8 protein-coding genes and 2 pseudogenes are annotated in these 15640 nt (G+C 59.3%); 1 reads left to right on the top strand and 9 read right to left on the bottom strand.

Annotated features, from left to right (window positions below; translation table 11 throughout):
• Positions 1 to 16 precede the first annotated feature (16 nt).
• A complete protein-coding gene (locus AWB69_RS25705) occupies positions 17 to 910 on the bottom strand; it encodes an amidohydrolase family protein (RefSeq protein WP_063977905.1) in 894 nt (297 codons plus the stop codon).
• A 195-nt stretch (positions 911 to 1105) separates the two neighbouring features.
• Here AWB69_RS25705 and AWB69_RS25710 point away from each other — a divergent pair, with 195 nt between their 5' ends.
• The gene (locus AWB69_RS25710) at positions 1106 to 1774 is read left to right on the top strand and encodes a GntR family transcriptional regulator (RefSeq protein ID WP_062089649.1); all 669 of its coding nucleotides are present in this window, start codon (positions 1106 to 1108) and stop codon (positions 1772 to 1774) included.
• A gap of 59 nt (positions 1775 to 1833) precedes the next feature.
• Here the strand turns inward: AWB69_RS25710 and AWB69_RS25715 are convergent, their stop codons facing one another.
• The 8 genes and pseudogenes from AWB69_RS25715 to tssK all read right to left on the bottom strand — a co-directional run bounded on the left by AWB69_RS25715 (position 1834) and on the right by tssK (position 15599).
• Positions 1834 to 2568: an ABC transporter substrate-binding protein gene (locus AWB69_RS25715; protein ID WP_062089650.1), complete on the bottom strand. Its 735-nt coding sequence runs from the start codon at positions 2566 to 2568 to the stop codon at positions 1834 to 1836.
• Positions 2569 to 4071: 1503 nt separating this feature from the next.
• Positions 4072 to 5088, bottom strand: a pseudogene (locus AWB69_RS25720) (IS110 family RNA-guided transposase).
• A gap of 126 nt (positions 5089 to 5214) precedes the next feature.
• A pseudogene (locus AWB69_RS25725) lies at positions 5215 to 5838 on the bottom strand (IS6 family transposase); the annotation flags it as partial.
• A gap of 362 nt (positions 5839 to 6200) precedes the next feature.
• Entirely contained in the window at positions 6201 to 10787 is a 4587-nt protein-coding gene (locus AWB69_RS25735; RefSeq protein ID WP_062089653.1) for a DUF6531 domain-containing protein, read from the bottom strand.
• A gap of 13 nt (positions 10788 to 10800) precedes the next feature.
• Entirely contained in the window at positions 10801 to 11223 is a 423-nt protein-coding gene (locus tag AWB69_RS25740) for a DcrB-related protein (protein WP_062089654.1), read from the bottom strand.
• 40 nt (positions 11224 to 11263) lie between these two features.
• Entirely contained in the window at positions 11264 to 13378 is a 2115-nt protein-coding gene (locus tag AWB69_RS25745) for a type VI secretion system Vgr family protein (protein WP_062089655.1), read from the bottom strand.
• Positions 13379 to 13467: 89 nt separating this feature from the next.
• The gene (icmH, locus tag AWB69_RS25750; protein ID WP_062089656.1) at positions 13468 to 14256 is read right to left on the bottom strand and encodes a type IVB secretion system protein IcmH/DotU; all 789 of its coding nucleotides are present in this window, start codon (positions 14254 to 14256) and stop codon (positions 13468 to 13470) included.
• Entirely contained in the window at positions 14253 to 15599 is a 1347-nt protein-coding gene (gene tssK / locus AWB69_RS25755; RefSeq protein WP_062089657.1) for a type VI secretion system baseplate subunit TssK, read from the bottom strand. The genes icmH and tssK overlap by 4 nt, the downstream gene beginning before the upstream one ends.
• Between the last annotated feature and the right edge of the window lie 41 nt (positions 15600 to 15640).

Consider the following 15640-nt stretch of genomic DNA (forward strand, 5'->3'; position numbering starts at 1 on the left):
CCCGCGGCGCTGTTGATCAGAACCGGTAAAGACGCGCGGGGTTGTGGGCCAGTATCTTGTTTCGCACTGTGGCATCCGGCACCCATTCACTCAGTAAATCTAATAGTTTTCCTTCGTCGACGAACCGGAACGGTAGAATGGTGTCGCTGTCGTGGACCTCACTGCTGTGCCATCCGATATGCGGCCAGTCGGAGCCCCACACCAGGTTGTCCGGGTTGACGTCGACGAGCGCGCGCGCAAATACGCCGGCGCTCGACATGTCCGGCTGGCCACGCGTGATCCGGTCCGCGCCGGACAACTTGACCCAGCATCGGCCTTCACCGAGCAATCGGAGTAACACGTCGAATCCTTTCTGACCAGGACCCGCGGCTTGAACCGGAAGCCCCATGTGGTCGATCACCGAGGGCACCGGCAAAGTGCGCAGCAAGCCGCTCAGTTCTGGCAACTGCGAGGGCGGCACAAAAAACTGCATGTGCCATCCCAGCTCCGCCAGAAGCTTCGCCAGCCTCTCGACGTTTGCCCAGATCTGTTGTGGGGTGAACGAGCCCACCGAAACCAGATTGATGCGCACGCCACGCACGCCGGCCGCGTCGAGCCGGCAAAGCTCGTCCATGGAGATGTCGTCATCGACGACTGCCACGCCGCGGGCGGCAGCCCCCAGCGTGGCCAGCGCGTCGAGCATACAGCGATTGTCGGTATGGTATCCGGAAGCCTGAACCAAAACAGTCCTCTGCAGTCCCAAGCGTTGCTGCAACGTCAGATGTTCTTCCACCGAAGCCGTTCCGACCGAATAGCTGCGGAACGTGGAAAGTGGGTAGGCGAGTGGTTCGCCAAAGACGTGCATGTGACAATCGCAGGCGCCGGGCGGCAGGGTAAAGGCGGGAATGGAAACTTCGCGAACGCTTGGCATGGGTCTCCTCGATGCATGGGCTTGAACCACGAAACGATTTGCCGGTAGTTGCCATTTTGACCAATCGGACAGCATCCAATCAAGGCAATATCGTTTGTTGTATACTACCGTATATTTATCTGCGCGAGCGCCGGATCGAGGCAAAGAAACGGCGTGCCGGCACGTTCGGAGTGGCAGACGACAAGGAGAAGTGTGATGATACAAGAGACCTTAGCCAAGGGAGCAAGCAGGGGGCTTGGCCAAAAGGCTTACGAGAAGTTGATCCAGGCTATCGAGGACGGCTTTCTCACGCCGGATTCGAGGCTTGTCGAAGGCGAACTCGTGACCTGGCTTGGCATGAGCAGAACTCCGATCCGGGAAGCGCTGCAGCGGCTCGATGCGGAGGGCTTGCTCGTTCACGAGCCGCGCAATGGCATGACGCTCGTCAAGCTGGACCACGAGCGAGTCGTGGAGCTGTATCGCATGCGCGAAATACTCGAAGGCGGCGCTGCGGGATTTGCTGCGCAGCACGCGTCTCAGGCCGAAATCCAAGTGATGCAGGATCTGTGCGCGAGTGAACACGAAGTCATGGGCGATCCGGTGCTCGGGGCGCGGCACAACAGAAATTTCCATCAGAGCATCTTTCGCGCGGCCCATAACCGCTACCTTCTGCGAAATCTCAGTATGCTCACTTCGTCGCTCGCGCTTCTTGGCAACTACACGCGCCATATCGAAGGCAGGGCCGAACAAGCTGCGCACGAACACGCGGAAATCGTGGCGGCCATCGCCGCGCGGGACGTGGCCGGCGCTGAGAACGCAGCTCGTTCGCACATCCGCTCGGCGCAGCAAGCTCGCTTAAAGGATATCTTAGGTATCCACAACTAAGCGTTCATGGGACGGCAGGGGTAGGCGAAGGGTGCGCCGTCCCATCAGGTGTTCGACGACTACCAGCCTTTCATCGGCGCGACGGCCGCACCTTCAATTCCGTTGCGCCGCAGCGCCTCGGCGACAAACCCTGATGCCTTCATTTCCTGGACGAAGTCATGCAGATATTCCCCGCCGGCATTACGTCCCTTGGGCGTTGCCATGGCCTGATTGATCACCATGAAGCGGCCGTCGAGAACGCGCAATCCGGAGAGTCGTCTTGCATCGGATTCGAGCTGCTGCCTGACGCCTGCTGCCACTTCCAGTTTCTGCTGGACCATCATTTCGACGGTAGCCGGCGAGCTCGGCGCTCGCACGATGCTGGCGCGCTTCAGTTCGCGCGTGAGGAAGAGATCGTAAGCGCTGCCTTTTCCGACTGCCACCCGTATGCCTTCGTGATCAACTTCGTCATTGGTGCAAATCGGCGAGCTGTTCGCCACCAGATAGGCCCCTTCGATCACGACATAGGGAGGCGTCTGGAAAATGCCCGCACCCCGTATGGGATCGATCGCGACATACGCCACGTCCCATTCATTGGCCGTAACCGCGTCGACGACTTTCCCTGCGGCGCTATAAGTGACAAATTCGACGGGGACCCCGAGGCGGGCGGACAGTTCGCGTGAGAGGTCCACCGACACGCCGCGCGGCTGTTCGGTGACGGAATCTTTCAATGCGAGAACGGGATTGCCGAAGTTGATCGCCGCACGAATTTTACCGGTTGGAGCAAGGTCTGAAATAACGTTTGCCAAGGTCATGAAAAGTAATCCTAAATAATTATTGGGCGAGTAAAGCAACCGCCTCAATATAGCATCGCACGGCGTTCAAGGGGAGCGCCGCCAACTTTTCGTTTGCCGGCACTGCGGCTTGCCGATGATCATCACCGACATACCGACATACCGACATACCGACTGCCGCCTCGCCGAGTACGGGGGTCTGGGTCAGGAGATTGTCAGTTATTCAGATACGCAACTAACGATCAATGTCAACAAATATTCCACAACCCAGCGCATCTGCGCCGCGTCAAAATCCTGCCTTTAACGGCTCTGGCGCAAATAGGCTTTGATCTAGGTGTTTCGTATAGGTAAGGACATCTTATCGAACCGACTGGACGGCATTCCACACAGCGGGCGCAGCGGTATCTTTACGCCACATCGCTCCTCCACATCCCCCCGATTGCGCTAGAGTGAAACCCGCAATCAGTTGACAGGCAACTTTGTACGAAGCGTACCATGCGCCCGCTTTGCGGCAGCAGCTATGGCGCCTCATCTTTTTTTCGGTGCGACCGGTCCGCGTACTGAGGCGGCCGGATTGGTTGCGATGATCCAGTCACTACCCAGTCGAACAAACGGCGGATCGCGCTTTGCTCCTCTCCGTGACCCATCCAGTTCGCAGCCACCCGAACGACAATCCGGGTGCGATTTGAACCCGCGACGAGCGTGGAAGCGGTTTGCAGAACCGGCTCGAGGTGGCTCTGACGACAATCGCACGTATTTTGCCTCGCGCAAGACGCCTGCTGTGGGCCTGCGAGCGCGACTTTCGCACTTCGGGATCAGCTTCTTGCCGCATACGTGAGTTCGCTGATCACATCAGAGCCCCTCGACGGGTTTAGACCATGGCCGTTCTCGCCCGGCGGTGAGCGAAGTGGAAATGGCGCGATGATGAGCTCCGCAAACGTGAGCGCAGGCGGTTTCGACTGACTCAGGCAGGGGCGGGTTGAACAAGTGGGTCGAGGCGAGGCGCAGGGAAGGTGAATTTCTCCGACTTGCGGTCGTAGGCTGGCGAAACGCAAGTCCGAAGAAATGCTGACGCATCCAGGCAGCGAAGAGGCCGGCGGTGATAACGGGTTACGTTGTTCCGATGGCTTCACACCCGGCCGTTACCAGCCACGCATGCATCGGTAGGCTACCGCCGACGGAACGGCGGGTTTCTTCGCCGAGAACAGCTGAAACAATTACTTACGCGACTTCATGTCGCACATATGAACGCCTCCCGTTTGCGAAGCAATTTCGCCTGCTTTGACGTACAGGATCGGCTGCGGCTGTATATACGGCCTTACTGCAGCCGATACGGACGCAGTGGGCCCCTATGAAATTCGCTGACTCGCACGTCATTGACCTCACGAGCCGGTAGCTCTTATGCACATTCAGGTTTAGCGAGTCCCGGTCCAACCTGTCTTGTCATCACATTTGATTGCCAACGCAACCTTTCGACGTACCATCCTGTGTAAAACGTTAAGCCTCTACGCAGCGCTACACCGTTCAGGCTGGCTTCGCGCTCACGTACCCTTTCTGGTACGCTCGATCGTGGGCGAGGATTGCCCAGATCGACCGCGCCATCTTGTTGGCCAGCGCTACGACTACCACGTTCGGCGGTCTGCGCTTCCTGATCTGCTCGACCCAGGGACCGGGTTCTTTCACGTGGTGCAGCACGCTGCGCGCACCGTGAATCAACAGCGTGCGCAGATACGTGTCACCGCGCTTGCTGATACCCAGCAGCGTCACTTTGCCTCCCGAGCCCATTTGCTTGGGCACAAGACCGATCCAGGCCGCGAACTCGCGTCCTGATCTGAACGACTTCGCATCGCCCATTGTCGCCACCGCAGCGGTCGCCGTGAGCACACCAACGCCTGGGATCGCGGTAATCGCCTTGACCGCCTTGTCCTCCAGCATCCACTGGCGCAGCCGCCGCTCAATCACGGAGATCTGTTCATCGAGCTTCGTCAACCCATCCCACTGTTCGCGCAACGTATCGATCAACACCATAGGCAGGCGATCCGATATCCTGGCCAGCACCGCGGGTATTGCCTTGTCGAGCGCAGCCCGGCCCCTGCCCATCACTTCGCCGTATTCGGTCAACGGTCCGCGCAGGCTGTTGACCTGCATCGTACGGAACTTGACGAGCTGCTGACGCATCCGGTGCAGCGCCAGCACCGCCTGCTGCGCTTCGGTCTTTATCGCTACGGCCTTGCTGGGCTGCTGCACGGCCAGTCAGACCGGCCGGGCGTCGGCCGCATCCTTGTTGCGGATGTTGAACGCCTTGGCGAACTCTGCAGGCATCAGCTTTATCTGATGCCCCATTTTTATCAGCTCCCGTGCCCAGTGCTGCGCACCGCCACACGCCTCCATTCCGATCAGGCAGGGCGCCCGGTTCGCAAAGTGTTCGAGAAACCTGGCTCGCTTGATCGGCCTGTTCACGATTTCACCTGTCTCCGCGTCCACGTAGTGAAGCTGAAAGACGCTCTTTGCAATATCGATCCCTACTGGCGTCAGGTTCATTTCGGACACCTCCGGTTTTGCCTATGAAGACCTGTATGATCCTCCATCCCAGGCACTCTGATGCCCGTCGGCGCGTGAGGGTCCACCTTCATTGCTGAAACCCATCGCTCACGGGTGGGAGGCGTTCATTCCATTGATCTCGATGCCACTCAGAATGACGCGCGCGCAGCGGAAGTCCTTGAACCCGAGCATCGGTCGGATGATGCGTTCGATGGCCCGATGGTCCTGCTCAATCACGTTGTTCAGATACTTGACCTGACGAATCTTGATGAGTGTGTCGCGCTCGGCGTTCACCGCGTGTAGCGCGGCCAGATTGGCTCCGCTTTTGTCGATCGTCACCGTCTCGGGTACGCCGTTTTGCTGGATCGATTTTTCGAAATAACGCTGGGCAGCAGCCTTGTTCCGCCTAGCTCGCAGGAGAAAGTCGACCGTGTTGCCTTCCTTGTCCACGGCCCGGTAGAGGTACTTCCATTCGCCGCGGATCTTCACGTAGGTTTCGTCCATCCGCCCGCTCTTGCCAACTACTCTCTTGCAGCGGCGGAACGCCTTCTCAAGCACGGGCAGAAGCTTGATGGCCCAGCGGTGCACTGTGGAATGATCGACCGCAATCCCACGCTCGGCCATCATTTCCTCGAGATGACGCAAGCTAAGCGGATAGGCGACGTACCAACGCACGCACGTCAGGATCACTTCCCGCGGATAGTGCAGCCGTTTAAGCACGCGTGCCACACCCGGATCCAGCGTCTTCATTCTTCACCCACGCTACCATTTCGATTGAGCCAGGTTACCAGAACGCCTTATTGCGACAAAACCGTTTGGGTGAACCACGATCAAGTTTCGCGACGCATCCTCAGCAATATTTCTCGAACCTAGCAATAATGCGATCCATTCATCGCCATGCGAAGCTGTACACTGCTAAAGATCTACATCAGGGAATTGGCTTTTAGCTTCATCGGGCGAAAGATAATGAATCCCACGCTCGAGCGCGAAAATCTGGATCAACTGCCCGCAGGTCCGGCACCGATAAAGCTCCGATTGCATTGTTACGTTTATGGCCACCTCGTCGTAATTGGAGGTAGGAACGGGAAACCTTAAGCATTTCCGGCATGTCATCAGAATTTCCTTATCGGAGTCCAGCTTCCATCTGGGTTCATCTCAAAGAACACCGACCCCGGCGGAACAGGCCCACCACCCTCGGTAACAACTTCTCGTACACCGCTCGTCGTCCATTCGCCCGTCGTGGAATTCTGAACACCAGTGTAGGCCCCTGGTCGCCAATGCACGTTCGCGCCACTGTCCGATGCCGCAGGTGGTCGAACATCAACTGCATCTGCAGGAACGGAGATTCCGTAAATAGGATCGCCCTGCAAGTACGATTGAAGGACGCCGGGCGCATGCCCTGTCGCGGTTACAGCGTCGGCTCGTGTTGCAACGCCGGCATAGTCCTCGGTAGGTGCTAGCCATGTCAACCCGCCGGATCGACCTAATGTAGCGCCAGGCTTGTCAAAATACGTCGGTCCATTTTTACCCATGAGTGACGAGAAATATCCTTCGTCCATCCCTTTGGACAATTTGGCCGCATCTTGCGCCGAGAACCCAGCGTCACGGAACGCCTTATAGCGTTCGTACCTGAGGCTACATACTGCCAAGCCCAATGGATCATATTCGACTTGAGGGTTCGGAACGTAGCCGTGGGTGCGGATACCTCCCTCGATGGCGATTGGATCGATACTAAGGTAGCAACCCGTATCGGGATCATGATAGCGGCGCAGGTTATAGCACAACCCCGTCTCGTCATCCTCCCACTGCCCGGGGAAGCGCAGCGCAGTGTCAATCTGCGCGCCGTCATTCGCAGCTTTCGCGAATTTAACCCGGCCCCAAAGCGTATGGCTCGCGCTCCAGACTTGAGTGCCAGATGAATCGAAGATTGCCTTTGGGAGCCCAACTTGGTCCGAGAGCATTGGATATACACCATCGTCGGTCTCTTGCGCGAGCGACGTCATTTCGTCCGGGGAGATGTGCCATGTCACCACCCGCCCAGTGGTCCCGTCCCGTTTCTGCTGCCATCGTTCGGCTAGTGTATAGCCGTCCCACAGAAATCTGGTCGTTTCCCGGCTACCAACCTTTTGTTTCTCAACCCTTCGATGGAAAGCATCGTACCGGTAAATCCACGCGCCCTTCTCTGGCGTACGTACCTTGACTAGCCGGTTCAGCCCGTCCCAGGTGTACTGCCACGTCTTCGGCCTGAACCCTGGTTGCGCAACTGTTTTTTCGATAGTGCGCCCACGCGCATCGTATTTGTAGTGGGTGTAGCCCACTTGCTCTGGCAATCCTCCTGGCAGATATCGATGTAAGTCGGCAGGCCCCTGATGTCCATGTGCCGCGATGTTGAGATCCGCGTCGTAGGTGTAGTGCTCGGAGGAAAGGCGCGCGCTATGCACCGATGTTACCTGCCCGCGAACGTCGTGCTGGTACGCGAGGCTATCAGTGTTGCTATCGACTCGAATCAGTTGCCCGCCGGAATCGTACGCATACAGTTGGCGCGTAAGTTTCTCCAGAGCGCGCACTGGGTCCGACTGCATTTCCTCAAAGGCTGACCGCGGTCCGGCGATCTGCCGGCGAAGGCGACCCAACGCATCGTATTGCCGCTGCATGACGAACTCGCCCACTTGTCGACCCGTCTCCCTGCCGAGCCCGTCGCGCATAATCGATATTGGTCCAACCTTCGTCAGTGTGCCTAGCGCGTCGTACTCGAATTGGGTTTCTCGATGAGGCGTTGACCGCGCATTTCGTTGTCCCTGTGCGTCGTAAATGTGTTTTAGCAGATGGCCATGCTGGTCTTCGCCGATCAAGCGGCCTTTGTCATCATAGGCAAATCGGGTGACGTGAGGTGATTCGCCCTGTACCTCGGCGGTGGCAAGACGACCCCCACCGTCGTAGTGGTAGGCAAGCCGTACATTACCCGCATCGAGCAGGATGAGACGGTTTTGCGCATCGTATTCATAGCGCCATATGCCACCATCCGGCAGCGTTTTGTTCAACAGCCGGCCGACCGCATCCCGTTCGTGGTGCGTCGTGCGGCCACCCCAGTCAATCTCGGTGACAATGCGCCCGGTCGCGTCGTAGCGGTACTCCCATGTCTCGCCTAAAGCGTTGACAATTTTGGTCAATCGGGTTGCATGGTCATACTCAAAGCGGGTCATGTGGCCCGCAGCGTCAATCGACGCCGTAACGAGGTCGAACGGTCCGTACTCGTGCCGAGTAACGCGGCCCAGCGGATCAATCTGCTCAACCAGCAGACCTTCGCTGTTGTAGCGCGCACGAGCAACGGTACCGTCCGCTTGCGTGATCTTCGAAACCGCGCCGCGCGGATTGTCCGGCCCGGGTGCATATTCATACCGGGTGACATTGCCGTCCGGATCGGCTTCTTCAACAAGACGTCCCAGCACATCGAACGCCGTGGAAAATTGAGCGCCTGTCGGCAGGCGGGAGGCGATGAGCCGCAACTGCGCATCGTAGTCGTGCCGCGTTTCGAGATCGCGATTCACGGCGCGAAGGAGTTCGCCCCGTTCGCCGTAGCGGTAACGCCTCACCGTTCCATCCGGCGCAGTACGGGCAGTCAGGCGCTGAAGATGATCGTACTCAAACTTGACGCGTCCTCCACCCGGCAGCACTACCGCAGTCAGCAACCGGTTATTGTCGTATTCGAACCGCGTCGTGTTGCCAGTCGGCTCCGCGACAGCAATGAGGTTGCCGCGTTCGTCGTGATGGAATTCTGTGCGCCGGCCTAGCGCATCCGTCTGCGACAGCAACCGTCCCAGTCTCCATTCTCGCAGCGTGGTATGGCCAAGCGGGTTGGTCTCGACCGTGACCAGTCCGTCGGCGTTGTATTCGTAGACCCATTCGCCGTCACCGTCGATGACTCGTGTGCGACCGTCTTCATAGATGAACCGGCCGGTGTGATACCCCTGTCGCGTGCCGGTTTCGATCACACGGCCCGTTTCGTCGTACAGGTAGCGGACATCGGTCTGGTCAGTGTCACGCCAGCCCGTCATCCATCCGTTCTGGTCGTACGTGTAATGAAAATGGCCGTGCTGGAAGCTCGCCACATGGGACAGCATGGTCTCGCCGTAGCCGTAGTTCACGAGCGTTTGAGACTTGCCTGACGCATCGCGCAGGACGATTTGGTCGACTTCACTCTTCGCACCGTGATACCGGATTTCCAGCCGGTACCCGTCCGTGTGCGCGAGGCCGGCGAGGCGAGCGTCCCCGTCGTAAGAGAACGAGACGGCATTGCCGCTCAGGTCTTCGATGCGCTCAAGCCGCGAGGTGCCGCCGTCGACGAGCGGCGCAAACACCAGCACCTGCCGCGTCTCATGGTCGAGAATTCGCGGTTCATCCCGCTTGCCGATCAGGCGATACCGCGGCTCGCGCAGGTTGATGCCATCTAACCCAGCTTCAGGTGCGATGAATGTGATCGCCTGCCCGCCCGCGTTGTGGAACCGCACGAGGTGTCCGTCGTGGAACGACAGACGCTGCGACCAGTTGGTTGACCACTTCGGTCCGAGAAGCCCCGAATCTTCGGAACGCGTCCGGTAACGCCGCGTCAGTTGCAATGGCAACACACCGGGAATCGAAATGTCGGTGCGGACGTCGACCATCTCGCCGGTCGCTACATCGACTGGGTCTTCCTTGCAGGTCGAGGCTTCGTCTTTCTTCCCGGATACCTCCGCCGACTCAGTCGATTCGCGTTTCGGAAGCGCGTCCCCAAGCATGCCGCCGAGCCTTGCACCCAGCAGGCCACCGAGCAAACCCGCAAAGAACTCCTCGCCAGCAGTCAGCTCCGGATTTTTTGGCCCATATTGACCCGTCGTTCGGTCGACCCAGATGCTTTTCCGGCCAGAATTGACCTTCGCGCTGCAATGGGTGGAATGGCCGATGCGAACCAGCGGAAGCCCGTTGATCGTGATGGTCTTGCTGCCTTCAACCAGCGGCTCAGGAGAACTCGGGTGCTTGGAACATGACGCAACATCGGTAACTCGCGCAGCCGCCTTGCCTTCGAAGGTGACGTTGCCCGATCCGCTCGTGATCTTTCCGCAGTTGCTCCCCATGCTCTGGCTCGCGGAGGCGAGCGCGCTGCCGAGGCTCAGCCCGCCGGCCATGCAGACGCCGACGATGAGCGCACCAGCCAGGCCACCTGTCGCTACCGTGGCGGCGACCATCGCGCCGATTGCGATGCCCGCAGCAAGGCCCGCCATCAACCCCATGAAGCCGGACGAATGCGCGATGTCGTCGCCGACACACGCCGGGTGAGGGTCCCCGCGACCGATGGTCAGGCCGAGCGTATCGCCAACCTTGTTCGCTGCTTCGGCAACGGCACCGGTCACGCCCAGTTTGCCCAACGCCCACGAGCCGGCCAGTGCGACCACCGCCGGCACTGCGGCAAGCGCTGCGGCGCCCGCTGCCGCCGCCCCCGTCGCACCGGTCGCAACTGCCGCAGAACCAGCAGCGTACGTACCGTAGCCCACATCGGCGCCGAGCATCCCGTAGTTCGCACCGTCAACCCATTTCATCTGCTGCTGCTTGACCGCCTCGCCGTCCTCGAGCGTCTGCAGATGAGCCAACCGTTCGCTGGCATTGCCGGTCGGCTCGCCGGTGCTCCCGGCGCTAGCGGGGTTGTCGTTGTCCTGGTCGGCCATGGTCGTGCGGCGCTCAGTCTGGTTCGTTCAGCGTGACGCTCTGGATCAGGTCCTGTACCTGGCTCTTCTGTGTTTCGCTGATCGTGCCCGGCGCCGTGAAGGTCAGCATCAGCACCCGCTTGCCGTACTCGACCATCGTGAGCAGTTGCTGGATCGGCTTGCCATTGTTCAGCCACCTGAATTCGTGGGTATACGCGACGCGCCCCGACACCTCGGACTCCGTTCCGGCGACCAGTTCGTAACCGGCGACCTGCTTCGCAAGCTTCAAGACCTCGTTGGCCGTGTACTCGTGAAACTTCATCCCCCAGGGCAGGTTCTCCCGGGTCACGACAAAGCTCACACCCTCCGTTCCCGTGGCAGCCGAAACAAACACGTTCATAGTCTTGTCGTGCCAGTCGGATGGCAGCGACAGGAAGCCTTCTTGCATCTGATACATGTTGTTTTCCAGTAGAGCGGAGGTTGGGGCAGGTTGGAAATCAGTTATCGGGATTAATGTGCGTGCTGCTGGCCTGGACCTTGATCTGTCCGTCATCGATATGAATGACAGACGAGCCCTTGTAGATTTCAATCGCGTCAGCCGTCATGTGGATCTTCGTGCCGCCATCTCCACCCACCTTGATCCACAGTTCCTTTGCCTCGATCGTGTGAACGCCGGCAGGCGTCTGGTGCGTCGTGTTGCCCTGCGTAACGGTGTCCTGCAGGTTGCCGACAGATACCGTCGTCAGATGCTCACCCTTGGCCACCGCGATGGATCGATCGCCCTTGAGCACCCGGGTCGTCTGCGCGTTTTCAACAACGGTATTCATGTCCTTCTGCGCGTGCATGAAGAATTCCTGCGCACCGTTCACGTCAGAAAAACGCAACTCGTTTGAGCCTTGTCCCTTGTGCGTCTGACTGCGGATGCCCATCGACTGGCCGGTGCTGCCGTGGTAGGGATTCGCCGCCTCGCCGTTGAAGACCCGGCCGACAATGACGGGGTTGTCGGGATCTCCCTCATTGAACGCGACAATCACTTCCTGGCCGATGCGTGGAATGGCGCTTCCGCCCCATCCCGCTCCTGCCCAGGGTTGCGATACGCGCACCCAGATGGTGTCCGATCCGTCCAGCTTTCCTCGACGGTCCCAATAAAAATGGACCTTCACGCGACTGCCGTCCGTATAAATTTCCTCGCCCTTGGGGCCGACCACGACTGCGGCCTGCGTGCCATGCATGAACGGTTTGGGCGTGCGGCGCTCGGGCCGGAACGGCACGTCGATCGGCAGGCAGGTGAACGAATTGCGGTACGGCAGTTTCGCGTCATCGCGTGAATAATCGTTCACGGCGTGGTGACGCACGTGCAGGATCACGAACTCCTTGTTGTTGTAGGCCGACACGCTATGGTTGGACAGCTTGAAACGGCCGGCGGTCGTCATGCGCCACGCAAAGCCACTGCCATCAAACCTGCGCGCCTGCGCTTCCTCGGCTTGCATTGCGTAACCGGCGTAGCGGTTGCCGTCGTCGCTATGATCGTAGAGCGAGCGATACTCGTAACGCTCGGTCTTGCCGATGTTCGGCGTCTTCAGCATGGTCGGTACTTCAACCTGCATCAGCGGGGTGGAAGGGGTGTTGTAGTTGAAATCGCGAAAGGTGATCTTCCCCACGCGGAAACTGAATGTTTCGTCCCAACGGTCGATGCCGTTGTGCTCGCTCGCCGTGCTATCCGCAAAATAGGGAACGGCGTCGAGGTTGGCGATTGGCGTGAACGCGTCGTTGCTGTCGCCGATAACGAGGACGTGCTTGTCCTTGTCATATCGGAACGTCCAGAACATGCCCTCCTGCTCCATCAGCCGGGAGCAGAAGTTGAAATACGATTCGCCGTACATCACTACATACTCGAGCGACGCGCGCTGGCCGGCGAGATTGAATTCGTAGTCCTGGAAACCGTGTTCGGTGAAGATCTCGGTGAGAATATCCCGTGCGGTCTTGTTCTGGAAAATACGGCAATCGGTCGAGCGGATCAGAAACCAGAACCACGGCACGACGGTCATTTCATAGCGCGTCACCGTACCGGAATTGCCCACTCTCCCGAACGACACGGCGTAGCCGTGAAAATGGCGCTGGTCGGCATCCGAGGCCGCAACGATCCCGCTCAGACCAGTGCTGGCGGTTTGGGGATCGAGTGTGATCGAAACCGGCTGCCCAACGATCTTGTCTATGTCGATATTGTTTCGATGAGACAGCAGATCGAGATGAATCTCCGGCAGTTGACTCACATATTCATCGACGACCAACGCGTTGACGAGCAGGACGTCGGGTCCCAATGGGGACGTCATCGTAACGAAGCGATTATCTTGCGTGAGTTTCGGTTGTGCGCCTGACGCGCTGTTGATCGCATCCGCAATTGAGGCGGGTGTTTTCCCTAGCAGCGAAGCACCCGTCTGTGCCAGTTGCACCGCGCGGGCCGTGCCACCCACCACGCCCGCCCCGGGCATTCCGGTCAATCCCGCAACCTGGCTCGTGATGCCGGCAAGCGAGCCGATATCACTCAACGAGGCGCCGTTCAACATCCCGTTTGCGGAAAGGGGGCCGCTACCGTTCGACGCAAAACTCATAGACGTTCTCCTGTGTCGCCAGGCGCGTCGCTCATCACGCTACGCTTACGTGCCACGACACCCAAAATCACCCAATCAACCACACCCGACTATGGCAACGAGATCGTCAAGTTCGCCGACTTCGGCCCCACCTTGACGATCTCCGAATAGGGCGCGACAGCCTTCAGCGTCGAGTCCTTCAGATACGAGGTCAACCCGACAAACGCCAGCACGCCGATCAACGCAAACACCGACGCGACGACCCACAACGGCACTTCGCTTTTCAACCGGTGAGCGATCTGATCCGGCAATGGCCAATGCGGCGCGAACGGCGCGCGCTTGCCCTTCATCTGCGCGATTTCATCGCCGACTCGCGCGGTCAGGTACGCGAGTTTTTCCGGTCCTTCCATCATGTACTTGCCCTGGAAGCCCAGCAGCAGGCACATATGGAACACCTCTAAAGACTGCAGACGTGACGCCCCTTGCGCACGTGCTTCCTCGAGATGCTGAAAAAACTTCTCGCCTGCCAGTTGTTCGCCGAACAACGTTAGTTGCAGCGGCTTGCGTTCCCACTCCGAGCGGATCTTGAAACCCGACGCGAGCACGGACTCATCGACTGCCGCACAAAACGCAAACTTGGCGGCGAACATGTCGTCGGCCGATACGTTCAGCTTTTTCGCGCCGCGGTCGAAGTCTCCCAGGAACTCCTGGATGCGCGCGAGAAAGCTCGCGGAATCCTCAGGCTCGCGCCCGTTCTTGAGCAAGAACAACATGAAAAATCCGTCGTATAGCAGATCAAGCAGGGAATGGATCTGATACGTCGATGCCGTGGGCGGAACGGAATTTCGATTGCTTTGCTGCGAAGGGGCATCGCCGAAAAGAGAGGGCGCGTAGCTCATGAAGTCACCGCAATCAAGTCGAGTTTGAGGTCGTCGATACCGGACGGGGCGTAGATCATGGCCGATTGCGCCTGCAGCATGCGGTCATACAGCGCGCCGCGCGTTTCGAGAGCGAAGTAGCAGGCGCCGGGACGCACGGGAATGGCCGGGGGGACCTGGGGTGTGTACGTGAGCCGCACGCCTGGCATGGCCGAGAGCACTAGTTTATCGACGTCTTCGGGCGCCCCGACCTTGAACCGCGCAGGCACGGCTTCGACAAGTTCCACCGTCGGCATGCTGGCCGTGACCGAGACGAAGAACGTGGTCTTGTCGTCGATCTTGCCGGAGTCGATGCGCCCGAGATGGAACGACGGACGCACCTCGTCCAACGCGATCGCGAAGTAGCGCGTGGAGATCACGGTATCGAGCAGGTCGCGCAAGATGCCGTCGAGCTGGTCGAAGGCCGGGCCGGGATCATCATGGCGATAGACCGGCAGGTCCGCGAGGGCGTAACCCTTCGAGAACGTCATCAACTGGCCCGCGAGCCGTAGCAACTCCTGGAACAGGCGCTCAGGATGCAATGCCGGATGCTGGTAAAGATGCGTGAGCGCGGCGAAGGCAGCGCTTGCCGTATGCAGAAGCCAGAACGAAGCGACATCGCCGGAACGGAACTCGATGATGTTCTTCGTTGGCTCGCGATGAAAACCATAGAGCGCGCTGACCTTGGCCTGCAACGCCTCGATGAGCTGGCGAAGGCGCTGATGCAGCAGCGGCGACGCTTCGATAGCGAGGCTCGGTGGCACGAACGATTCGTCGATCTCGAAGCCTGAAGTTGCCGTGCGCCGGATGCGTACGAGCGGGACCGACATGTACTGGTCGCGCGGCTCGCTGTTCGCCACCAGCTTGACACTGGCCTTGAGGAAGGTGATGTCGGCCTGGGCCGCATCAGTGAAATGATCACCTACGGAGTTCTGCTCGCTCACATATCGCGAGACAAAACCGGCCGCCGGATCCTGAACGTAGTTCGCCCCTGCTTCGCGCAACGGATGCATGGCGAGATAGAAGGTGAACTCGTTGACGCCGTCAGGCAATGTCTCGAGCGCGATGGCCGGTGGCAGGTCGTTCGCTTGCGGCGCGGAATACAGTTCGCCGTCGGGAAATACCAGCGCCAAGTCACTCAGGCGCAGCACATTGCTCGCGAGTGCGTCGCGGTCGAACCTGACTGAGCGCACCCCCCAGTTGTAGGGCTGAATGGCTCGAACGGACTCGAAAAGACGTGCTTCGTGATAAGCGTCCTGACGCTGAAAATGCTGTGGCCGCAAAAAGAGCCCTTCTCCCCACAGCACTTTGGCGGAATAACTCATATTCAACCTGTATAGGTTTGGCGGTGGCGATTGCGCATTAT

Source organism: Caballeronia udeis (genome assembly GCF_001544555.2).
GTDB lineage: Bacteria > Pseudomonadota > Gammaproteobacteria > Burkholderiales > Burkholderiaceae > Caballeronia > Caballeronia udeis.